The 20,964-nt window shown below is 73.0% G+C and carries 23 protein-coding genes; 5 read left to right on the top strand and 18 right to left on the bottom strand.

Features of this window, described 5'->3' with window-relative positions; translation table 11 throughout:
- The coding region (locus ACYU8V_RS14920) for a sigma-70 family RNA polymerase sigma factor (RefSeq protein ID WP_460848450.1) at positions 1-946 on the bottom strand (946 nt) is incomplete at its 3' end.
- Between the two features lie 154 nt (positions 947-1,100).
- Here ACYU8V_RS14920 and ACYU8V_RS14915 point away from each other — a divergent pair.
- On the top strand, positions 1,101-1,982 hold the full coding sequence (locus tag ACYU8V_RS14915; RefSeq protein WP_460848449.1) for a hypothetical protein: 882 nt from the start codon (positions 1,101-1,103) through the stop codon (positions 1,980-1,982).
- A gap of 47 nt (positions 1,983-2,029) precedes the next feature.
- Here ACYU8V_RS14915 and ACYU8V_RS14910 read toward each other — a convergent pair whose 3' ends face one another.
- Positions 2,030-2,821 carry an alpha/beta fold hydrolase gene (locus ACYU8V_RS14910; protein ID WP_460848458.1) on the bottom strand — a complete coding sequence of 264 codons (792 nt, stop codon included), beginning with the start codon at positions 2,819-2,821 and terminating at the stop codon, positions 2,030-2,032.
- Positions 2,822-2,996: 175 nt separating this feature from the next.
- Between ACYU8V_RS14910 and ACYU8V_RS14905 the strand changes: the two genes are divergently transcribed.
- Entirely contained in the window at positions 2,997-3,500 is a 504-nt protein-coding gene (locus ACYU8V_RS14905) for a MarR family winged helix-turn-helix transcriptional regulator (protein WP_460848448.1), read from the top strand.
- A gap of 12 nt (positions 3,501-3,512) precedes the next feature.
- On the opposite strand, the gene ACYU8V_RS14900 is transcribed toward ACYU8V_RS14905, so the two are convergent.
- From ACYU8V_RS14900 to ACYU8V_RS14830, 15 genes are all read right to left on the bottom strand, one after another.
- A complete protein-coding gene (locus tag ACYU8V_RS14900) occupies positions 3,513-3,701 on the bottom strand; it encodes a ferredoxin (protein WP_460848446.1) in 189 nt (62 codons plus the stop codon).
- Positions 3,698-4,879: an NADH-ubiquinone oxidoreductase-F iron-sulfur binding region domain-containing protein gene (locus ACYU8V_RS14895; protein ID WP_460848445.1), complete on the bottom strand. Its 1,182-nt coding sequence runs from the start codon at positions 4,877-4,879 to the stop codon at positions 3,698-3,700. Before ACYU8V_RS14895 ends, ACYU8V_RS14900 begins: the two co-directional genes overlap by 4 nt.
- Positions 4,876-5,463 (bottom strand): hypothetical protein, encoded by a 588-nt coding sequence (locus tag ACYU8V_RS14890; protein WP_460848444.1) that lies wholly within the window; start codon positions 5,461-5,463, stop codon positions 4,876-4,878. Before ACYU8V_RS14890 ends, ACYU8V_RS14895 begins: the two co-directional genes overlap by 4 nt.
- Positions 5,460-6,368, bottom strand: coding sequence for an FAD:protein FMN transferase (locus tag ACYU8V_RS14885; RefSeq protein ID WP_460848442.1), 909 nt, complete (start codon positions 6,366-6,368; stop codon positions 5,460-5,462). Before ACYU8V_RS14885 ends, ACYU8V_RS14890 begins: the two co-directional genes overlap by 4 nt.
- Complete coding sequence (locus tag ACYU8V_RS14880) at positions 6,365-6,817, bottom strand: hypothetical protein (protein WP_460848441.1); 453 nt, start codon at positions 6,815-6,817, stop codon at positions 6,365-6,367. The genes ACYU8V_RS14885 and ACYU8V_RS14880 overlap by 4 nt, the downstream gene beginning before the upstream one ends.
- Before the next feature lie 136 nt (positions 6,818-6,953).
- Complete coding sequence (locus ACYU8V_RS14875) at positions 6,954-8,765, bottom strand: ABC-F family ATP-binding cassette domain-containing protein (protein WP_460848439.1); 1,812 nt, start codon at positions 8,763-8,765, stop codon at positions 6,954-6,956.
- Positions 8,758-9,678 (bottom strand): 4-(cytidine 5'-diphospho)-2-C-methyl-D-erythritol kinase, encoded by a 921-nt coding sequence (locus ACYU8V_RS14870; protein ID WP_460848438.1) that lies wholly within the window; start codon positions 9,676-9,678, stop codon positions 8,758-8,760. Before ACYU8V_RS14870 ends, ACYU8V_RS14875 begins: the two co-directional genes overlap by 8 nt.
- Positions 9,675-10,526 carry a 16S rRNA (adenine(1518)-N(6)/adenine(1519)-N(6))-dimethyltransferase RsmA gene (rsmA, locus tag ACYU8V_RS14865; RefSeq protein WP_460848437.1) on the bottom strand — a complete coding sequence of 284 codons (852 nt, stop codon included), beginning with the start codon at positions 10,524-10,526 and terminating at the stop codon, positions 9,675-9,677. The genes ACYU8V_RS14870 and rsmA overlap by 4 nt, the downstream gene beginning before the upstream one ends.
- A gap of 135 nt (positions 10,527-10,661) precedes the next feature.
- Entirely contained in the window at positions 10,662-11,831 is a 1,170-nt protein-coding gene (locus ACYU8V_RS14860; RefSeq protein ID WP_460848436.1) for a transglycosylase family protein, read from the bottom strand.
- A gap of 269 nt (positions 11,832-12,100) precedes the next feature.
- Positions 12,101-12,949 (bottom strand): TatD family hydrolase, encoded by an 849-nt coding sequence (locus ACYU8V_RS14855; protein ID WP_460848435.1) that lies wholly within the window; start codon positions 12,947-12,949, stop codon positions 12,101-12,103.
- Positions 12,946-13,791: an alpha/beta fold hydrolase gene (locus tag ACYU8V_RS14850; protein ID WP_460848434.1), complete on the bottom strand. Its 846-nt coding sequence runs from the start codon at positions 13,789-13,791 to the stop codon at positions 12,946-12,948. The genes ACYU8V_RS14855 and ACYU8V_RS14850 overlap by 4 nt, the downstream gene beginning before the upstream one ends.
- The gene (gene rsmI / locus ACYU8V_RS14845) at positions 13,784-14,608 is read right to left on the bottom strand and encodes a 16S rRNA (cytidine(1402)-2'-O)-methyltransferase (protein ID WP_460848432.1); all 825 of its coding nucleotides are present in this window, start codon (positions 14,606-14,608) and stop codon (positions 13,784-13,786) included. The genes ACYU8V_RS14850 and rsmI overlap by 8 nt, the downstream gene beginning before the upstream one ends.
- Positions 14,609-14,615: 7 nt before the next feature.
- Positions 14,616-14,906: a hypothetical protein gene (locus tag ACYU8V_RS14840; RefSeq protein WP_460848431.1), complete on the bottom strand. Its 291-nt coding sequence runs from the start codon at positions 14,904-14,906 to the stop codon at positions 14,616-14,618.
- The gene (locus tag ACYU8V_RS14835) at positions 14,903-16,096 is read right to left on the bottom strand and encodes a fatty acid desaturase family protein (RefSeq protein WP_460848430.1); all 1,194 of its coding nucleotides are present in this window, start codon (positions 16,094-16,096) and stop codon (positions 14,903-14,905) included. The genes ACYU8V_RS14840 and ACYU8V_RS14835 overlap by 4 nt, the downstream gene beginning before the upstream one ends.
- A gap of 23 nt (positions 16,097-16,119) precedes the next feature.
- A complete protein-coding gene (locus ACYU8V_RS14830; RefSeq protein WP_460848428.1) occupies positions 16,120-17,205 on the bottom strand; it encodes a ferredoxin reductase in 1,086 nt (361 codons plus the stop codon).
- Between the two features lie 157 nt (positions 17,206-17,362).
- Here ACYU8V_RS14830 and ACYU8V_RS14825 point away from each other — a divergent pair, with 157 nt between their 5' ends.
- The 3 genes from ACYU8V_RS14825 (at position 17,363) to ACYU8V_RS14815 (ending at position 20,595) form a co-directional block, all read left to right on the top strand.
- Positions 17,363-19,195, top strand: a complete 1,833-nt coding sequence (locus tag ACYU8V_RS14825; protein ID WP_460848427.1) for a dolichyl-phosphate-mannose--protein mannosyltransferase — start codon at positions 17,363-17,365, stop codon at positions 19,193-19,195.
- Between the two features lie 161 nt (positions 19,196-19,356).
- On the top strand, positions 19,357-19,716 hold the full coding sequence (locus tag ACYU8V_RS14820; protein WP_460848425.1) for a hypothetical protein: 360 nt from the start codon (positions 19,357-19,359) through the stop codon (positions 19,714-19,716).
- A 165-nt stretch (positions 19,717-19,881) separates the two neighbouring features.
- Entirely contained in the window at positions 19,882-20,595 is a 714-nt protein-coding gene (locus tag ACYU8V_RS14815; protein ID WP_460848424.1) for a response regulator, read from the top strand.
- Between the two features lie 14 nt (positions 20,596-20,609).
- On the opposite strand, the gene ACYU8V_RS14810 is transcribed toward ACYU8V_RS14815, so the two are convergent.
- Positions 20,610-20,891 carry a hypothetical protein gene (locus tag ACYU8V_RS14810; protein ID WP_460848423.1) on the bottom strand — a complete coding sequence of 94 codons (282 nt, stop codon included), beginning with the start codon at positions 20,889-20,891 and terminating at the stop codon, positions 20,610-20,612.
- Positions 20,892-20,964: the final 73 nt, after the last annotated feature.

The following is a 20,964-nucleotide window of genomic DNA, read 5'->3' as shown; positions in this document are numbered from 1 at the left end:
CCGCGACGACCGCGGCGACGACGACCGCGGCGGCGACCGGCCCACCGACCGCCGAGCCTGCCGACCCCGACGAGCCCGCCGCGCCGGACGATCCCGCCGCACCCGTGCTCGCGGCGCCCCCGACCCCACCGGCCACAGCCGTGCCGCCGGCGGCCGCAGCCAGCCAGACCACGACCTTGCCGGAGGCGGGGACGATGCCGAGCAGCACCAGCGGCAGCACGTACGCCGCCAGGCGCTGGTTGACCGTGCCGACGACCAGGAAGGCCGCGGCGCAGTCGTCGCACTCGGCAACGTGCTGGTCGAGCTTGCGCTGGGCGCGGGCACTGAGGTCGCCGCGCGCCGACTTGCTCATCCGCGCATGGACCCACTGGCACTCCTCGGCCGCGGGCTCCGGGCCGGCGTGCAGGTCGAGGTAGGCCTGCTTGAGACCCTCGCGGGCGCGGTGCGCCAGGGACGAGACCGTCCGCGGCGAGAGGTCCATCAGCTCGGCGACCTCGGCCGGCTTGCGCCCCTCGACCTCGACGTGCCAGAGCACCTGCTGCCAGCGCTCGGGCAGCGTGGTCAGCGCCTCGGTCGCGACGGTCTCGTCGAGCCCGTCGACCATCTCCTCGACGGTCGGGGTCGCCTCGTCGAGCAGCCAGGGCTGGTCCGAGACCGGCGCCTCCTGGGTCGTGCGGAACGAGTCGCGGTAGCCGTTGCGGATCGTGACGTGCAGGTAGGCCCGGAAGTTCGAGGTCGGGCCGGCGCCGCCGGAGAGCGCGGAGAGGACGCGGGCGAACGACTCGGAGACGAGCTCGTCGGCACCATCACGACCGACCAGGATCCGGGCCAGCTGGAGCGCACCGTCCAGGTGCTCGTCGTACAGGTGCTGGAAGGCCCCGGGATCGCCCGCGCGGACGCGCTGGAGCAGCTGCTCCTCCTGCGCGACGCTCGCGTCGTCCGACATGGTTCTGACCCCCCGGTCCCGGTCGTGTGGTGACTCGATCTTGCCACTTCACGAGATTTTCGTGGATTCCCCGGAAAACCGCGTGATGTTCCGAAAGGTCACGCGTCTGGTCCGGTGTGAGGCCCGCACGGGGCCGATGACGAGAGGAGAACCGATGAGCACACCGGCTCACCGCGTCATCGACCTCCGCCCTCACGCGCTCGCCCGGCGGGCGAGCGCGCAGCGGGAGCTGCTGGTGGCCCGGCGACGGAGGGTGGCGCCGGGCCACCAGCGGCCCCTCACCATCGTCGCCGAGGTGCTCGACCGGGCCGCCGTCGTCCGTCCGCGCGACCTGGACGCCTGGGAGCGCCTGCTCGACGTCGTCGCCGAGCGCGACGGCGCGCACCCGATCGCGACCACCGCCGCGGCGGCCAACCTCTTCGCACTCGCGGCCTTCGACGACGTCGTGGATCACGAGGCCCTCGCGGATCTGGTGGGCCTGCTGGGCCACGACCGCCTGGCCCGGCTCCAGCACGTGTCCTCCACGCGCCTCGACCGGCACCTCGCCCTGCCGCTCACGACCCGGGCGATCCGCCGGATGATGGCGCCCCGGGTGGGGGCGCGGCTGGTCGCCGACGGATGCCCGCGCGAGGACGCGACGGCCGTCGCCCACACCGCCCTGCGCGGCGGGCACGCACTGCTGACCCAGGGCCTCGACCCGGGCTGGAGCGTGCCGCTCATCGACGCGCCCGAGGAGATCGTCGACATCGTCCGGCACGGGACCGTCGTCGAGTGGCGCCACCACATGGCGCTGCTGGTGGCCGACCCGTGGTCGGCGTACGCCGCCCGGCTGACGCTGCTCGCCGAGCGCACCGGCGACACGCACATCGCGGGGGTCGTCGCGACCCTCGTCGAGCTGTGTCGCGAACAGACCACCCGGAGCGGCCGTGGGGCGCCTCTTCGGGTCATCGAGGGCCAGCTGGTCCTCGGGGGCAGCACCGGGGTCCCTGCGGATGGGTCTGCGAGGCATCTGGGGGGTGCCACGCAGCACGGATGAGCCACTCTCGGGTTGGCTCATCGCATCCGTAGGGCCCCGGCGCTGTGTCAGCGCGCCGGGGCGAAGCCGAGCACGTGGCGGGCGACCGCCGACGGCTGCTCGAGCTGGAGGAAGTGCCCGGCGCTGGGTACGACGACGGTGCGGCTGCCCGTCGGCAGCCGGTCCGCCACCACGCCCGCCCACCGCGGGTCCAGGCACCCGTCGAACGCGCCCTGCAGGTAGAGGACCGGCACGCGCGGCGGCCGGGTCCAGGCCGGCTGCAGGTCGGCGTACGTCGCCGGCAGCCGCCAGGGCCGCGCCTGGGCGCGGTAGTAGCCGATCACGGCGCTGCGGTGGGCCCGGTCCGGGACCGACCCGGCGAGCAGCGCGAGGTCGTCGGAGACGTCGTAGTGCGGCGACCAGCGCCGCCACAGGTGCGCGACCAGGCGCTCGAAGGTCCGCTCGGGGAGCACGGGGAGCTGGTTGAACAGCGTGTACCAGCTCATCGTCGCCTGGCGGGGAAGGAGGGCGAGACCGGACCCCGACGGGGTCATGGCCGACAGCGGCGGGACCGCCAGGGCCGCGATCGCGCCGAAGGGCTGGTCCTCGAGCGCGGCGATCCCGTTGGCCGTGATCGCGCCCCAGTCGTGGCCGACGAGGAGCGCGCGGTCGTCGCCGTCGTACGCCTCGTGCAGGGCGAGCGCGTCGCTCATCAGCGCCGGTACGTGGAAGCTGCCGTCCGCCGGGATCGCCGAGGGCGCGTAGCCGCGGGTGAACGGCGCGACGACCCGGTACCCGGCCTCGACGAGCAGCGGGGCGACGTACCGCCAGGTGTGGGCGGTGTCGGGGAACCCGTGCAGCAGCAGGGCGAGCGGGCGGGCTGTGTCGTCGGTGTCGCCCCCCCCAGCAGCGAGGTGAGGACGACGGTCCCGAGGTCGGTGGTGCGCGACGGCTGGTCCACGCGGCGAGCCTAGTTGTCACGGCCCAGCCGGATGTCTTGACATCGAGAATCTTTGCTGCCGTTAGGGTTGGGCCATGCGCGACGAGGTGGACGAGCTGGTCGAGGCGTGGGAGCGCGAGCGCGCCGACCTCGACCTCGCGCCCGTCGCCGTGTTCAGCCGGATCTCACGGCTCGCGCACCACCTGGACCGCGAGCGCCGGGCCGCCTTCACCGCCCACGACATCGAGTCCTGGGAGTTCGACGTGCTGGCCGCGCTGCGCCGGGCCGGAGAGCCCTACGAGCTCTCCCCCGGGCGGCTGCTGCGCGAGACCCTGGTGACCAGCGGGACGATGACCAACCGCGTCGACCGGCTCGCCTCCCGCGGCCTGGTCGAGCGGCACCCCGATCCGACCGACCGGCGCGGCGTGCTGGTCCGGCTCACCCCGGAGGGCAAGGACGCCGTCGACGGCGCGTTCGCGGCCCTGCTCGATGCCGAGCGGGGGCTGCTCGGCGGCCTGTCGGCGGCCGACCAGAGGGCGCTGGCCGGGCTGCTGCGCCGGCTGCTGCTTCCGTACGCCGACCGGTCACCGTCCGAGTAGCCCTGCGTAGCCCTACCGCTCCACGCGCAGCGCCAGGCGGGGGCAGTCCGCCACGGCCGCCCGCACCTCCTCGGGGTCCGAGCCCGCGAGCGGGCCGACCACCGGGAAGCCCCACTCGTCCAGCGCGATCGCGGTCGGCAGGACCCGGGCACAGACCCCGTGCCCGTCGCAGCGCGTCCAGTCGACGACCAGCCGGCTCATCGGGGGCCTCCGACCGGCAGGACGCCGCGCACCGGCCGGCCGCAGTGCCCGCGGGTGTGCCGCGCCACGTCGTCGGCGAACACCTCCAGCGCCGAGGCCACGAAGCCGCTGACGCCGGTGGGGTGGTGGCAGGCACCGCGGCCCACGACCACGCCGAGCCGGACGGCGAGCCGGTCCAGGTCGAGGTGTCCGCCACCGGCCAGCGTCGCCACGTCGGCCGCGATGGACCGCAGACCGAAGACGCACGGCCCGCACTGCCCGGCCGACTCCGCGGCCAGCCAGTCGGTGACGCGCGCGAGCTCGCCGAGCGGACAGGTGTCCTCAGGTAGCACCGCGAGCACCCCGGCACCCCAGCCCAGGCCGCGCTCCCTGTTCGCGAGGCGGCCCGCCACCAGACCGGTCGCGCGGGTCCAGCTGCCGTGATAGCCGCCGACCAGGACCGGACGTCCCGCGGCCCGCAGCAGCCCGTCGAGCCGCTGGCCGTGCGCGACCTCGACGACACCGGCGGTCGGCACGTCGCCGAGGAGGGTGACCAGGCTGGTGCCCGGCTCGTCCGGCGTACCGTGCTCGCGGTAGCCGTCGGGCCCGAGCGCCGCCAGCAGGGCGAGCTGGGCGAAGGTCTCCACGTTCGAGGCGTACGTCGACCGCTCGTCCAGGCCGCGCTCGTGCGGGAGGACCCGGCGGCCGTTCGGGGTCGGGGACCCTCCGTTCACGCCGTTCGCCAACGCGCCGATCTCGCCGCCGACGAACCCGTGCCGGACCACCCGCACCTCGAGCGGCGCGCCCCGGAGCCGGGCCGCCTCGCGGAGCAGGTACGCGCAGGCGTCGTCGCTCACCGCGACCACCGTGCGCGGGCTGCGCAGCGCGCGCGCCACCAGCGTCACACCATCGACGACCAGGTCGGGGCTCTGCCGGATGAGGATCCGGTCCTTCCAGCTGGCCGGCTCGCTCTCGGTCGCGTTGACCAGGACGCGCGCGCGGCGGCGTACGGCGGACAGCTTGGTGGCCACCGGGAACGCGGCGCCACCCCGGCCGAGCAGGCCGACCTGCGCGGCCGCGGCGACCAGCCACTCCTGGCTGCGCTCGGGCACCGGCGCGTGCTGCCCGGCGAGCAGCCGTGCGACGCCGAGGGTGTAGGAGCCCGGGACCTCGCCGGCGACCCGGTCCGCGACAGTCATCGGACGGCCCTCGCGCTGAACCGGCCGTCGGCCTCACGCCGGAACGGCCGCCGGGCGACGGTCGCGCGGCGCCATCCCAGGGCGGCCGCCACGACGACGACCCCGGCGCCGTACACCGCCCACGACCAGGGCCGGCCGGCGTCGGTGCCGGACAGGATCCCGTGGCCCAGGCACAGCACCCAGCCGACGTACGCCGCCGCGTGCAGCCGGCGCCAGGCCCGCTCCGACAGCGCCGCCGCGACCGCGGTGCGGGTCCAGCCGACGATCGCGGCGAGCACGAACGAGTAGAGCGCCAGCGTGCCCAGGGCCAGGGCGAAGGGCCGGTACGTCGCCGTCATCGGCACCAGGACCTGCGATACCGAGGTGGGCACGAAGCTGTCACGCACGACGAGCAGCAGGTGCAGGAACAGGGCCACCAGCGCGAGGACCGCTACCGAGCGGTGCAGCAGCTGGCGGACGACGCGACGGTCGATCGCGGCACCGCCCGTGGCGCTGATCGCGCTCGACGCGCCCAACGCGAGGCTCAGGCTGAAGGCCAGGTAGGCGACCAGCCCGAGGGAGCGGATGAGGTACCAGGTCGTCATGACGCCAGCCCGGTGATCGGCGTACCGGCCGGCCAACCCGCCACCCGTTCGACTCCTCCGTCGCGGTGGACCAGGCGGGCGAGCGAGCCGCGGGCGAGGATGTCGGCGCGCGCCGCGACCGGATCGACGAGGGTCCAGGTGCTGAGCAGGTTCGCCGCCACCGTGGTGGGCGCCCACACGGTCGCGGTCCGGTAGGCGCCGTCCGCACAGCGTCCCGTCCGTGGATCCACGATGTGGTGTCCGCTCTCCCAGCGTCGCCCCGTCGACGACGAGGTCGCGAGGGCTCCGGCGTCGAGCGTCACCAGCTCGCCGGGCCCGTCGCGGGTCTCGGCCACCGCGATCTCCCAGCCGTCCTCGGGCGCACCGCGGACGGCGAGATCGCCACCGATCGACACCAGGACCGCGCCCTCGACCCGCTGGGCCGCCAGATCGAGCGCCTCGTCGACGGCCCACGCCTTCGCGAGGGAGCCGAGATCGAGCGCCGCGCCGGGCGGTACGCCGACCAGACCCAGGTCGGCGTCGACCCGCACGGAGCGCCAGCAGCCGCGCGGACCGACGTCGACCGGGCGGGTCGGGACCCGGTCGCGGACGACGTCGATGTCGGCGTCGTACCCGAGAGCCAGCAGGGCGGCGCCGACGGTGGGGTCGACGGCGCCGCCCGTGGCAGCCGCGGCGTCGAGCGCGATCTCGACGAGCTGGACCGTGAGCGGCTCGACCGCGACGAGACGACCGCTCGCGGCGTTGACCCGGCTCAGGTCGGAGTGCGGACGGAACCGGTCGGCGGACAGGGCCACCTCGTCCATCACCGCGCGCACGACGTCGACCGCCACGGCGAGGTCGCGGTCCCGCTCGGTGCGGACGACGACCGAGCATGACCAGTCGGTCCACTCCTGCTGGCCGGTCATGACGCGTGTGTCTGCGGCGGGGGCGGCGGCGTCGGGCTCGGCGTCGCGGTGTGGGTCGGCGACGGCGCGTGGGTCGGCGACGGGGTCGGCGCAGCGGAGTGGGTCGGAGCCGGGGCGCGCGTCGGGCTGGGAAGGGCGTGGTGCGTGGGGGCGGTCGCGGTCGGCGTACGCACCGGAGCGGGGGGTGGGGGCGTCGTACCGGCGACCGTCGGCACGGCGCTGGACGGCGTGGCGGACGGCGTGGCGGACGGGGTGGCGGACGGCACCGGAGCCGGGTGGACCGGGCGGTGCCGGCGGTGGTGCGCGGTACGGCGGGCGGGGTGCGGCGTGTCCGAGCCGGTGGTGTCGGCGGCGGTGTGCGCGGCGGCGGACTCCAGCCGCGTGAACCCGACGCCTGCGGCGATCGCCGCGCTCAATGCCAGCAGCGCGTAGGCCCGCGAACGTGCCACGAGCCCACTGCGGCCGGCGTCTCTCCCCGTCATGGATCCAGGGTGCAACGGAGAACCGCTGGATGCCTTCAACGAAGGGTCAAGGATTCGTCAAGGTTCGCGGGACGTTGGTCCCGGTGGGGGGTGGATCTGCCGGCTAGTCCAGCACCTCGGCGGCCTCGAGCCACTCCAGCTCCAGCTCGTCCTTCTGCTCGCTGAGGGCGCCCAGCCGGGTGGCGAGCTCGCCGAGCTTGGCGTGGTCCTGCGCGTGCGCGGCCATCGCGGCCTCCAGCTCGGCCTGCTCCGTGGCGATCCGGGCGAGCTGCTTCTCGATCCGCGCCACGGCCTTGCGGGCGTTGCGCTCCTCGGCACCGCCGGCCTTGGCCTTCGGTGCAGCAACCGGCGCGGGCGCGGCCGCGGCGGGCCGGGCCGAGGAGGTGTTGCTGGCCGAGGTGGCGGCGTACGGCGCCGCGCGCACGCCGGCCGCGCGGCGCTCGAGGTACTCGTCGACCCCGCGCGGCAGGTGCCGGATCTGCCCGTCGCCCATCAGGCCCCAGACGGTGTCGGTGACCCGCTCGAGGAAGTAGCGGTCGTGGGAGACCACGATCAGCGTGCCGGGCCAGCCGTCGAGGAAGTCCTCGAGGACGTTGAGGGTCTCGATGTCGAGGTCGTTGGTGGGCTCGTCGAGCAGCAGCACGTTCGGCTCGTCGAGCAGGGCGCGGAGCAGCTCGAAGCGGCGCCGCTCGCCGCCGGACAGGTCGGCCACACGGGCCGTCAACCGGTCACCCGTGAAGCCGAACCGCTCCAGCATCGAGGTCGCCGAGATCTCACCGTCGGCGGTCTTGGTGACCCGGCGGATGCCCTCGACGGTGGCGAGCACGCGCGCGTCGGGCGCGAGGTCCTCGCGGGCGGACTGGGCCAGCTGGCGCAGCGCGATGGTGCGGCCGCGGCGTACGCGACCGGCGCTGGGGGTGAGCTCCCCCGACATCAGCTTGAGCACCGAGGACTTGCCGGCGCCGTTGACACCGACGATGCCGACCCGGTCGCCCGGGCCCAGCCGCCAGGTGGCGTGCTTCAGCAGCTGCTTCTCGCCGCGGACCAGGTCGACGTCCTCGATGTCGATGACGTCCTTGCCCAGCCGCTGGGTCGCGAAGCGCTGCAGCTCGAACCGGTCGCGCGGCGGCGGGACGTCCTCGATCAGCTGGTTGGCCGCGTCGATGCGGAACTTCGGCTTCGACGTACGGGCCGGGGCGCCGCGGCGCAGCCAGGCGAGCTCCTTCTTCATCAGGTTCTGGCGGCGCGCCTCGGAGGCGGAGGCCTGGCGGGCGCGCTCGGCCTTGGCCAGGACGTACGCCGCGTAGCCACCCTCGAACGAGTCGACCTCGCCGTCGTGGACCTCCCACGTGGTCTCGACGACCTCGTCGAGGAACCACCGGTCGTGGGTGACGACGACGAGGGCGGAGGACCGGTTGCGCATGTGCTGGGCGAGCCAGGCGACCGCCTCCACGTCGAGGTGGTTGGTGGGCTCGTCGAGCACCATCAGGTCCCACTCGTCGAGCAGCAGCGCGGCCAGCGAGCAGCGGCGCCGCTCACCGCCGGACAGACCGTCGACGACCCGGTCGAGGTCCAGGCCCGCGAGCAGCACCTCGACGACCTCACGGGTGCTCTGCTCGGCGGCCCACTCGTGGTCGGCCTTCCCGCGCAGCACGGCCTCGCGGACCGAGTGGTCGTCGTGCAGGCCGTCGCCCTGGTGCAGGTAGCCGATGAGCAGGCCGCGGTTCATCGAGACGCGCCCCGTGTCGGGCTCCTCGAGGCCGGTCATCACCTCGAGCAGCGTGGTCTTGCCGCCACCGTTGCGGCCCACGATGCCGATCCGCTCTCCGGCCCCGACGCCGAGGGAGACCTCGGCGAGGAGCGGGCGGACGCCGTAGGACTTGGACACCTTCTCGAGATTCAGCAGATTAGCCATAGGTCACCTGGTGCGCCCCCGCGACCGGCCCGGTCGCGATCGCACAGTCGAGGCCCCGCTCCTGCAGCTCGGCGAGCGCGCCGCGGGCGGAGAAGCCGTTGTCGTAGAGGCCGAGCATGGTCGGGCCCGACCCGGAGAGGACTACGCCGAGGGCGCCGGTCGCCCGCAGCGCCTCCTCGGTCGCCGCGAGGTCGGGCCGCAGCGCCAGCGCGGCGGCCGCGAGGTCGTTGTCGAGGTGGCGGGCCACGGCGGCGACGTCGCCGTCAGCCAGGGCCGCGAGGAGCTCCTGGGCGATCGCCGGCTCGGGGTCCGCGTCCGGCACGACCACGTCGAAGTGGCGGTAGACCTGCGGCGTGGCCAGGCCCTCGCCGGAGAAGACCGCCACCCACCAGCACTGCGTCGCGTCGGGCACGGCCGCGACGATCTCGCCCCGCCCGATGCCGGTCGCGGTGCCGCCGAGCAGCGCGAACGGGACGTCGCTGCCGAGGGTCGCGGCGATGGCGAGGAGGTCCTCGTCGGAGGTCTCGAGGTCCCACAGCCGGTCGAGCGCGACCAGCGTCGCGGCGGCGTCGGCGGAGCCGCCGGCCATCCCGCCCGCGACCGGGATGCCCTTGGCGATGACGATCTCGGCCGCCAGCGCGGAGTCGTGGTGCGCGGTCAGGGCGCGGCCTGCCCGGATCGCGATGTTCGTGTCGTCGAGGGGGACGCCGTCGATGGGCTCGGCCAGCCGGACCGACCAGTCCTCGGCCTCGCAGACCGTCACGTCGTCGTACAGGGCGACGGCCTGGTAGATCGTGGCGAGCGGGTGGAAGCCGTCGGGGCGGGGCGCGCCCACGCTCAGCTGAAGGTTGATCTTCGCCGGTGCGCGGACCGTGACGCTCGGCTCCGGGTCGTCGAAGACGGCGGCGCTCACGAGGCGCCCGCCAGGGCCTCGGCGATGGCGACGAAGCCGTCGATGCCGAGCGACTCCCCGCGCGCCAGCGGATCGATGCCCGCGGCGATGAGGGCGGCCTCGGCGGCCTCGGCGGATCCGGCGAGCTCGCGCAGGGCGCCGCGCATCGCCTTGCGGCGGTGGGCGAACGCGGCATCGATGACCACGAAGACGGCCTCGCGGGACACCGCGGTGGTCGGCGGCTCGCGGTGCGTCCAGGCGACCAGGCCGCTGTCGACGTTGGGCGCGGGCCAGAAGACGTTGCGGCCGATCGCGCCGGCCCGGCGTACCTCGGCGTACCAGGCGGCCTTGGCCGACGGGACGCCGTAGGTCTTGGAGCCGGGGGGCGCGGCGAGCCGGTCGGCGACCTCGGACTGGACCATCACCAGGCCGTGGCGCAGGCTCGGCAGCAGCGCCATCAGGTGCAGCAGGACGGGCACCGAGACGTTGTAGGGCAGGTTCGCGACCAGGGCGGTCGGCGGTTCGCCGGGGATGTCGGTCACGCGGAGCGCGTCGGCGTGGACCACCCGGAGGCGGTCGGCGGCGTCGGGCGCGAAGTCAGCGATGGTGCCGGGCAGCGCGGCGGCGAGGGCCTCGTCGAGCTCGACCGCGGTCACGCTCGCCCCCACCTCGAGCAGGGCCAGGGTCAGCGAGCCGAGCCCGGGGCCGACCTCCAGCACGACCTCGCCCTCGCTCACCCCTGACTCGCGCACGATCCGGCGCACGGTGTTGGCGTCGATGACGAAGTTCTGGCCGCGCTGCTTGGTGGGCCGGATGTCGAACCGGGCTGCCAGCTCGCGCACCTCCGCGGGACCCAGCAGCCGAACCATGCGGGTCAGCCTAGGGCCGGCGTACTCCCGTCGAGCATCCGGAGACGCCGAATCAAGCCTTGTGGCCCGCCGAGATCATGATCTCGACGGGCCACAAGGCTTGATTCGGCGGGCCAGAGCCCTTGATTCGCGGGGTCAGGCAGCGTGCGCGCAACCCCAGGGCGAGAGGCCGCGGGTGGCGTAGATCCGGTTCGCCACGGTGATCTGCTCCTCGCGGCTGGCCAGGTCGGCGCGCGGGGCGAAGTCGCCACCGCCGGCGCCCAGCCAGGTGCCGCTGTCGAACTGCAGGCCGCCGTAGTAGCCGTTGCCGGTGTTGATCGACCAGTTGCCACCGGACTCGCACGCGGCGATCCGGTCCCACATGGCGGCGTTCGCCAGGTTGATGCCGCCGCCGGAGCTCGACTCCTTGGTGCCGACGCTGACGACCTCGGGCACGGCCGGCTTCAGCACGTTCGCGGTCACCAGCACGCGGCGGAAGACCCGGCCGTTGTGCCGGATGATGCGGTACGTCGCGTTGCGGGTGCCCGGCTTGCCCTGGCGCACCACGGTCTCGGTGCCCTTCCAGGCCGAGGAGTCGTCGTGCGTGATCGTGCCGGCGGTGTAGCGCTCGCCGTCCACCTTGACGACCTTGACGGTCACGTTGGTGAACCTGATCAGCTCGTGCTCGTGGACGCGCGTGGTCCGTCCCGGCTTCACGATGTCGCGCTTGTCGACGTGCACGCCGGCGGCCGCCAGCGCGTCGCCCACGGTCAGGGCCGGCACGTTGCGGGTGACGGCCTTGTGGCCGGCGATCGCGAAGCGCAGCTTCTTCGGGGTGATGACGTCGATCGAGGCGCCGCTGCGGTCCAGCGACATGCCACGGCTCATGGAGAGGTGGGCATCGGCGTACACGGTGCCGATCTGCTCCAGGGCGCCCTCGACGGAGGTCGCGGTGACGTAGTGGGTGGACGTCTTGCCGTCCACGGTCAGCGTGACGGGCTTGCTGAAGAGCACGGCGACCTTGGAGCCGTCGTGGACGGGCTCGTCCACGGAGGGCTGCACGAGGTCGCGGCTGCCCAGGGAGATCCCCTCGGCGGACAGCACGTCGCCGACGGTGTCGCCGAACACGCGGACCTGGCGGTCCTGGCCGTCGACGGAGAGGGTGACCGTGGTGGTCATGGCCCGGTATCCGGCCGTCACACCCGCTACGGCGACCAGCACGAAGGCGGCGGTCACGGCGAACGCGGTGCGGCTCTGGATGAGGCGCTTGAAGGTGGTGGTGGAGGTGCTGAGGATGCTCGTGGTGATGGTCCGCGGATGTCGCACGGGGCTCCAGACGTCGTACTCCCCGGGCCTCGGGCAACCAGCTGCCCTCCCCGAAGAAGGCTCCCCCTGCGCCGCGGGCGATGGGCCACGGAACGCTGGGTTGCTGGCTGGAGATGGTGCTTCCCGATCCCGGCCGATGCCTCAAGACCAGCGGAGTCGCCGCCCAAATGCAAACTCCAGCAAGCACTTTGGGGGGTCCGGGTGAGCGGAGTCACGCCCGAAAGGGCACTCCTGTCACACCGGTCACACGTTCCGGGCGCTCTCGCGTCTCACCAGGCGCCGCCGAAGGCGGCCTCGGTGTTGGCGTCCACCGCCGCGCATAGCTCGGCCAGGTCGGCGTCGCGCTCGGCGGCCATCCGGCGCATCGTCAGCGGGATCAGGTACGACGCGTTGGTACGGCCGCGGTAGGGCGTGGGCGTCAGGAACGGCGCGTCGGTCTCGACCAGGATCCGGTCCTGCGGGGCGAGCCGGAGCGCCTCGCGGATCGGCTCGGCGTTGCCGAAGGTGACCGTCCCGGAGAAGGACAGGTACGCGCCCCGGTCCAGGCACCGTCGGGCGAAGTCGGCGTCGCCGGAGAAGCAGTGCATCACCCAGCGGTCCGGTGCGCCGACCGCGTCGATCAGCTCCAGCACCTCGTCATGGGTGTCGCGGTCGTGGATGACCAGGGTCTTGTCGAGCCGCTTGGCCAGGTCGACGTGCCACGCGAAGCTCTCCCGCTGCACCGCGCGGCCGTCCTCGCCGGTCCGGAAGGCGTCCAGGCCGGTCTCGCCGACCGCGCGCACCTTGTCGTGGGTGCGGGCGAGGCGCTCGATCTCGTCGTACGCCGCCTGCAGCTCGCCCCGGGCGGCCAGCCGGGGCGCCTCGTTCGGGTGCAGGGCGACCCCCGCCACGATCGGGTCGAAGCGCGCGGCGGCGTCGACGGCCCAGCGCGCGGTCGGCAGGTCGCAGCCGATCTGCACGATGCGGGGCACCCCGACCGCGGCCGCCTCGGCGAGCACCTGCTCCGGCGGCGTGGCGGGCTCCTCGCCCCGGGCGAGGTCCATGTGGCAGTGGTTGTCGACCACCGGGTGCGGCAGCGGCTCGGGCGCCGGCGGCCGCTCGTCGCGCGACGAGCTCACCCGCGCACCCGCTCCAGGATCGCCTCCACCAGCGCCTCGGGCGCCTGCGTCGGGATCCAGTGGCTGACGCCGGCCAGCTCGACGAATTCGTACTCGGCGCTCACGTAGTCGGCGCAGTGCTCGGCGCCCCAGCGTCCGAGGGCGACGTCGTCGTCGCTCCAGACGTACGTCGTCGGCACGGTCACCTGCCCGCGGATGTAGCGCGGGTCGCCGAGCGGCAGGGCCCGGTACCAGTTGAGGGCGGTGGGGAGGGCGCCGTCGTGGACGACCTCCTCGTAGACGCGACGGATCTCGTCGTGGGTCATGCCGGCCTCACGCAGCGAGCGCCGGAAGATCGGGCCCTTGCGGGCGCTGAGCTCGGGCAGGCGCGGGAGCTGGAACAGCAGCATGTAGTACGACTTCAGGCCCTGGGTGGAGCGGACCATCGCCTTGAGGAACGCCTGCGGGTGCGGCACCGACACCGCGGTGAGCGTGCGGACCCGGTCGGGGTGGTGCAGCGCCAGCATCCACGCAGGCATGGCTCCCCAGTCGTGGCCGACCACGTGCACGCGCGCGTCGGGACCGACGAGCTCGTCGACCACGGCCAGCACGTCCGCGGTCAGCTCCGGGACCCGGTAGTCGCGACGCCGCGGCGGCCGCGCGCCGGGCGCATAGCCCCGCTGGTCCATCGCGAGGGTGCGGTAGCCGGCCGCGTTGAGGGCGGGAGCGACGTACCTCCAGCAGGTCGCGCGCTCGGGGAAGCCGTGCAGGAGCACGACCACCTCGCCGTCGCGGGGTCCCTCGTCGAGGACGTCGAAGACGAGCCCCTCGCGCTCGACCTGGATCAGCTGTGTCTCAGTCAACGTGCACCACCTGGTAGACCTCGCGCTTCGGCAGTCCGGCCCGGACCGCCACCTCGGCGATCGCGTCCTTGCGCCGCAGACCCTGGGCCTCGAGCGCGGCGACCGCCTCCTTGAGGCTATCGGGGTCGGTGGCGAGACCGGCGACGGCCTCGGCGCCGGACACGACCAGGGTGATCTCGCCCTTGACCCCGTCGGCGGCCCAGGCCGCGAGCTCGGCGAGGCCGCCGCGGCGTACCTCCTCGTAGGTCTTGGTGAGCTCGCGGCACACGGCGGCGCGGCGCTCGGCGCCGAACGCGTCGGCCAGCGCCTCGAGCGAGGCGGCCGTGCGGTGCGGCGACTCGAAGAAGACCATCGTGCGCTGCTCGGAGGCCAGGTCGGCGAGCCGCCGGGTCCGCTCCCCCGCCTTGCGCGGCAGGAACCCCTCGAAGCAGAACCGGTCGACCGGGAGGCCGGACACGGCGAGTGCGGTGAGGACCGCGGACGGGCCCGGTACGGCGGTGATCGGCAGCTCGGCCTCGACGGCGGCCGCGACCAGGCGGTAGCCGGGGTCCGACACGCTCGGCATGCCGGCGTCGGTGACCAGCACGACCCGCTGGCCCGCCTGCAACGCCTCGACCAGCTGCGGGGTGCGGGCCTGCTCGTTGCCCTCGAAGTAGGACACGATCCGCGCCGTCAGCTCCACCCCGAGGTCGCTCGCCAGCCGGCGGAGCCGCCGGGTGTCCTCCGCGGCGATCAGGTCCGCGCCCGCCAGCTCCTCGGCCAAGCGGGGCGACGCGTCGGCGGGCCGACCGATCGGGGTACCTGCGAGGACCAGCACGTGCCGATCATCGCAGCAGCGAGTTGGGGACGAAGCACGGCCGGCGGTCGTGGTCGTCGGCGCTCGGCCGCACGAACTCGAAGCCCGCCGTGTGGGTCACCCGCCACGCCGGGTCGGCGTCCGCGCCCCGCAGCAGGGCCTCGGCGCACTCCGCGTGCAGCGGTGGGGCGTGGAAGGCGTTGCGGCCGATCTCCTCGGGCGTGCCGAGGAAGGCGATCGGGCGGCCCAGCGGCCGGCCGCACTCGCCGCAGATCCGGCTCAGCGCGCACTGCGTCACCCAGGAGCGGGTGGTGATCACGAGGCCGACCGGTAGTAGCCGCCCGTCTCGGTACGCCGCGAGGGACGCTCGCTGTCCCGCTTGCGACCGTGCTCGACCTGGACGTCCTCGCTCACCTCGAGCTTGTCCGGCGAGGTGAACCGGTTGGGCAGGGAGAGCTTCATGATCGTGCGCAGGGCCTGGCCGTACTGCCGGTGCAGCGGCCCGGTCGTGTAGGGCAGGCCGTACTTCTCGCACAGCGCCCGCACCTTCACCGCGATCTCCGGGTAGCGGTTGCTCGGCAGGTCGGGGAAGAGGTGGTGCTCGATCTGGTAGCCGAGGCTGCCGGAGACGATGTGCAGCAGCCGGCCGCCCTCGAAGTTGGCCGAGCCCAGCATCTGGCGCAGGTACCACTCGGCGCGGGTCTCGTCCTCGAGCTCCTCCTCGGTGAAGACGAGGGCGCCGTCGGGGAAGTGGCCGCAGAAGATGATCACGTAGGACCAGACGTTGCGCATCAGGTTGGCGGCCGCGTCGGCGGTCATCGTGGTCCGCCAGCTGCGCCCGGACAGCGCCGGGTAGACGACGTAGTCCTTGAGCACCTGGTTGCGGCCCTTGCGCCAGATCTGCTTGAGCTGGCGCTTCATCTCCTTCGGGTCCTTCTGCCGGTGCCGGATCGCCTCGATGTCGAGGTCGTGCAGCGCGACGCCCCACTGGAACAGCGTGGCCAGCAGCGCGTTGTAGACCGGCTGGCCCAGATTGGCCGGGCTCCACCGCTGCTCGCGGGCCATCCGCAGGACGCCGTACCCGATGTCGTTGTCGTGGCCGAGCACGTTGGTGAACTGGTGGTGCACGTAGTTGTGGCTGTGCTTCCACTGCTCGGCGGGCTGGGCGGTGTCCCACTCCCAGTTCGAGGAGTGGATCTCGGGATCGTTCATCCAGTCCCACTGCCCGTGCATCACGTTGTGGCCGATCTCCATGTTCTCCAGGATCTTGGCCAGCCCGAGGGCGGCCGCGCCGCCGGTCCAGGCGAGCTTGTTGCGGCTGCGCAGCAGCAGGATCCTGCCCGCGAAGGCGAGGCCGCGCTGGACGGCGATCAGGCGCTGGATGTACGCCGCGTCGGCGGCGCCTCGTGACTCCTCGATCTCCGCCCGGATGGCGTCGAGCTCGCGTCCGAGCTGCTCGACGTCCTCGGGGGTGAGGTGGGTGTACTCCTTGACGTCCGCGATGGCCACGGCTTCCTCCAATGGGTGTCGGGTCAGATGTCCAGCACGCAGTCGCCTGCGGCTGCGGTGATGCAGGTCTGGACCTGCTCGTTGGGCTGGTCGGAGACGGCGCCGCTGCGCAGGTCGCGCACGGCGCCGGACACGAGGGTCACGGTGCAGGTGTGGCAGATGCCCATCCGGCAGCCGTAGGGCATGCCGACGCCGGCCTGCTCGCCGGCCTCGAGGACGGTGGTGGCGCCGTCGGCCTCGACGGTCTTCCCGGAGTTGCGGAAGGTGAGCGTGCCGCCTCCCTCGGCGTCGCCACCGAGGTCGAGGGAGAACCGCTCGAGGTGGAGCTGCTCCTCCAGCCCCGCGTCGGCGAAGTGCCGATCGACCGCGTCGAGCATCGGCGCGGGGCCGCACGCCCAGGTCTCGCGCTCGCGCCAGTCGGGGCAGATCCGGTCGAGGTCCGCCATCTCGAGCATGCCCTCGGTGTCGGTGTGCAGCCGGTGGAGCACGAGGCCCGGGTGCCGCTCGGCCATCGACGCGATCTCGTCGCGGAAGATCATCCGCTCCGCGGTCGGCGAGGAGTAGTGCAGGACGACGTCGGGCATCGTGCCGCGGCGGTCCAGCGTCCGCAGCATCGACATCACCGGGGTGACGCCGCTGCCGGCGACCAGGAACAGGATCTTCGCCGGCGGCGGGTCGGGGAGCACGAAGTCGCCCTGCGGCAGGGCGAGCCGGACGATCGTGCCGGGCTCCAGGCCCGAGACCAGGTGGCTGGACAGCCTCCCCTCGGGCATCGAGCGGACCGTGATCGCGATCGTGCGGCCGCTGCGGTGCGGCGGGGAGCTGATGGAGTACGAGCGCCACACGAAGCGGCCCTCGACCTGCACCCCGATGCCGACGTACTGACCCGGCCGGTGGTGGTAGCGCCAGCCCCAGCCGGGGCGGATCACCAGCGTCGCGGCGTCCTCGGTCTCCGGCACCACCTCCTCGACCCGGCCGCGCAGCTCGCGCGAGCTCCACAGCGGGTTGACCAGCTGGAGGTAGTCGTCGGGCAGCAGCGGCGTCGTGAGCTTGGCGCCTGCCTTGCGCAGCCGCTCCCACGGCACCGCCTCGAGGATCCCGGTCGCCATCATCCCGCCTTTCAGTGAACACATGTGTCCTGACCGTTACCCACATCTGGCGGACGTACACGGCACACGCATGAACACGCGCACACACGCACACAGACGCGCCGGTCTGCGTCATCCGCCCGCGGCGGTGCGGACATGCGCCCTAGGGTTGTCCACCGTGACCGTCGTCCAGGACCCCACCGCCGTGCCGGCGACGGGCCTGTCGAGCGTGCCGCCGGCCCGCGTGCGGGCGATCAACCCGATCCGGCACGCCTCCCGCCAACAGAAACTGGTGGGCTGGCTGGCCCCGATCGGCGTCGCGCTGGTCGCCTTCGGGCTGCGCCTGTGGCACCTGGGCACGCCGCGGCTGTTCGCCTTCGACGAGACCTACTACGCCAAGGACGCGTGGTCACTGCTCAACAACGGCTACATCCAGACCTACAAGGCCGACGCCGACGGGCACCCCAAGACCGACATCAACGCCGACATCCTCGCCGGGCACGTGCACAACGTGTGGACCGGCGACCCCTCCCTGGCGGTCCACCCCGACGTCGGCAAGTGGCTGATCGCGCTCGGCGAGCACTTCTGGGGCATGGACCCGTTCGGCTGGCGGATCGCCTCGGCCGTCGTCGGGTCGCTGATGGTGCTCGTGATGGCCCGGATGGCGCGGCGGATGACCGGCTCGACGCTGCTGGGCTGCGTGGCCGGCGTGCTGCTCATGGTGGACGGCCTGGAGTTCGTGCTCTCGCGCCTGGCCCTGCTCGACATCTTCCTGGCGTTCTGGCTGCTGTGCGGCGTGGCCTGCGTGATCGCCGACCGCGACTGGTACCGGGCGCGGCTGGTACGCCGGCTCGAGCCGGCGTACGACATCGCGCTGGACCCGATCGTGCCGGCCTCCGCGTTGCCGATCCGGTGGGTCCAGAGCGCCCTGCGCCGGACCTGGCTGACCGGCCGCCGGTTCAAGCGCTTCTGCCGCCGCACGATCGTCTTCCGGCCCTGGCTGATCGCCGGCGGCGTGGCGTTCGGGCTCGCGTGCGGGTCGAAGTGGGACGCGGCGTACAGCCTCGCGGCCTTCGGGGTGATGACCGTGGTGTGGAGCATCGGGGCGCGCCGCTCGCTGCGGCTGCCGCTATGGTTCCTCAAAGGCGCGCTGGACGGCATCCCGGCGTTCCTCTCGCTGGTCGTCCTCGCCTTCATCGTGTACGTCGCGACCTGGGCCGGATGGCTCGCGCACGCCGGCCAGTACGAGGAGCACCTGAGCGCGACCCAGTACCACCAGTTCACCGGCGGCGGGCACTGCGACAAGGACCACAACTTCGTCGACTACAACACCGACCCGAACAAGAAGTGGCCCACCGCGCTGACCGAGGGCGAGCAGCGGCCGGGCGGCCTCGCCGGCTTCGAGCGGTCGCTGCGCTCGCTCTGGTACTACCACCAGGACGTCTACACCTTCCACACGCACTTCCTGAACTGCGCGACGCACTTCTACCAGTCCATGCCCTCGAGCTGGCTGCTGCTCAACCGGCCGGTCGGCGTGGCCGTCACCAACGACATCAAGCCCGGCACCGACGGGTGCGATGCGGCGGCGGGCGACACCTGCATCCGCCAGGTCCTGCTGCTCGGCAACCCGGTGATCTGGTGGGGCGGCTGCCTGGCCCTGCTCGCGGCGGCGGCGATCTGGATCGGCGCGCGCGACTGGAGGTACGGCGTCGCGGTGGTCGGCGCGCTGGTCACCTGGCTGCCGTGGCTGCAGTTCGACGACCGGCCGATCTTCATCTTCTACGCCATCGCCACCCTGCCGTTCATGGTGCTCGCGCTCACCCTGCTGATCGGCCAGCTGATCGGGCCGAGCCGGCTGCCGTCGTCGCGGCGCACGACCGGGGTCGTCGTCGGTGGCGCCTACGTGATCCTGGCGATCCTGTGCTTCGCCTGGTTCTGGCCGATCTACACCAACGGGCTGATCACGCACTCGGAGTGGCTGCAGCGGATCTGGTTCTCGCGGTGGATCTGACCCGGCGGCGTACGCGCCCGGCGGTCTTCAGGAAACCTGGTACCGAAAATACCGATCGGACATCCGAAGAAAGGACTAAGGTCCTAGTAACAGCTGCCGAACGGACCCGTTGAGATCAGCAGGAAGGCCCGCCCAGGGCCTGTGCTCCACCGGGAGGAACCATGCAGCAGGTCCGCGCGACGCTGACCCCGTTCACGATCCGTAGCGGATCGCTGCGGGTCAGCCACACGGCCTCCCTCCTCTCCCGCGGCCTGGACCATGGCGAGCACGTGCTGGTGCACGACCCGGAGACCGGCATCGACCACACCGCCGTCGTCGCCGACGTCGACTTCGAGCTCGAGGACACGACCTACCGCCTGGAGCTGGGCAGCCGGATCACCGCCGAGCAGGCCGCCGAGTGGTCGCGGCCGAACGGCTCCCTGCCCTCCGAGTGGGTCACGACCAGCGACATCGTCGAGCTGCTCGGCGCTCTGCGGAAGAGCTCGGCCAGCGTCGAGACCGCCTTCGCCGAGCTCATCTGAGGCCGAACCAGGACCCGTTGAGGCCTGATTCCGACCGACCGGCCGGTCGGCATCAACCGTCCGGATCGGGCACCTAGTCCGAACGGACGATACGTAGAAAGTCATCCGCCCAGTCCTGGGCCGACCCGGGTCCAAAGGCCCGTTTCCGCAGGCAGAATCGCTGACGTGGAACCCTCAAGCGCTGTCCGTGTCTACCTGGTCGACGAGCACGAGATCGTACGTCGCGGCATCACCAGCCTCTTCGAGGCCGCCGACGACCTGGTCGTCGTCGGACAGACGGGCAGCTACGCCCGGGCCCTGCCCGAGATCCTCGAGCTGCGCCCCGACGTCGTCATCCTGGACTCCCAGCTCTCCGACGGCAGCGGCATCGACCTGTGCCGCGAGATGCGTGCGGTCGACCCGAGCATCAAGGCGCTGGTCCTCACCGCGCAGGACGACCCCGACGCCATCTCCGCAGCGATCCTCGCCGGGGCCTCGGGCTATGTGCTGAAGCGGATCGAGGGCGCCTCGCTGGTCAGCGGCGTCCGGCTGGTCGCCGGGGGCCACTCGCTCATCGACCCGACGGTGGCCGCCCGCGTGCTGGAGCAGATGGAGCTGCAGAAGCGCTCCCTGGACGTCATCTGCGAGCTCACGCCGCAGCAGCGCCGGATCTTCTTCCTCATCGCCGAGGGACTCACCAACCGGCAGATCGCCGAGAAGATGTTCCTGGCCGAGAAGACCGTCAAGAACCACGTCACCGGCCTGCTGGCCCGGCTCGGGCTCGAGCACCGCACTCAGGCCGCCCTGCTCGCCGTGCGCCTGCGCGAGTCGCAGTCGCCCGCGCCCGCCGCGTCGCAGGCGCCCATGACGCCCACGCGCAACATCGCCTCGGCGGTCTAGCTCCCGCTCCGGGCTCAGGCAGCACCGTGCCGGTGCTGCTGGTCCCTGTGCGCCTCGCCGTGCTCGTCCCGGTGCGCCTCGTACTCGGCCGCCGTGTGGACCTCGCGCGGGTGCACGTCCCGGTGGAGCTCCTCCTCGCGGTAGGCCATCGCACCCTCGACCCGCTCCGGGATGGCGTCGTGGACGTCCTTGACCCGCCGCCGGTCGATCACGAAGGCCGCCGCGAGCATCACGCCGATGAACAGGAAGGCGAACAGGCCGAACACGATCGTCGCGCTGACACTCGGATTGCTCATGAGGACCCGTACCCGGCGTACCCCCAGGCATGCGCGAAGGCCCCCGAGAGCGGACTCTCGGGGGCCTTGCTGT

The organism is Nocardioides ultimimeridianus, assembly GCF_054777895.1.
Note: the sequence above shows the minus strand (reverse complement) of the source record. Positions and strands in the feature narration are given on the sequence as shown.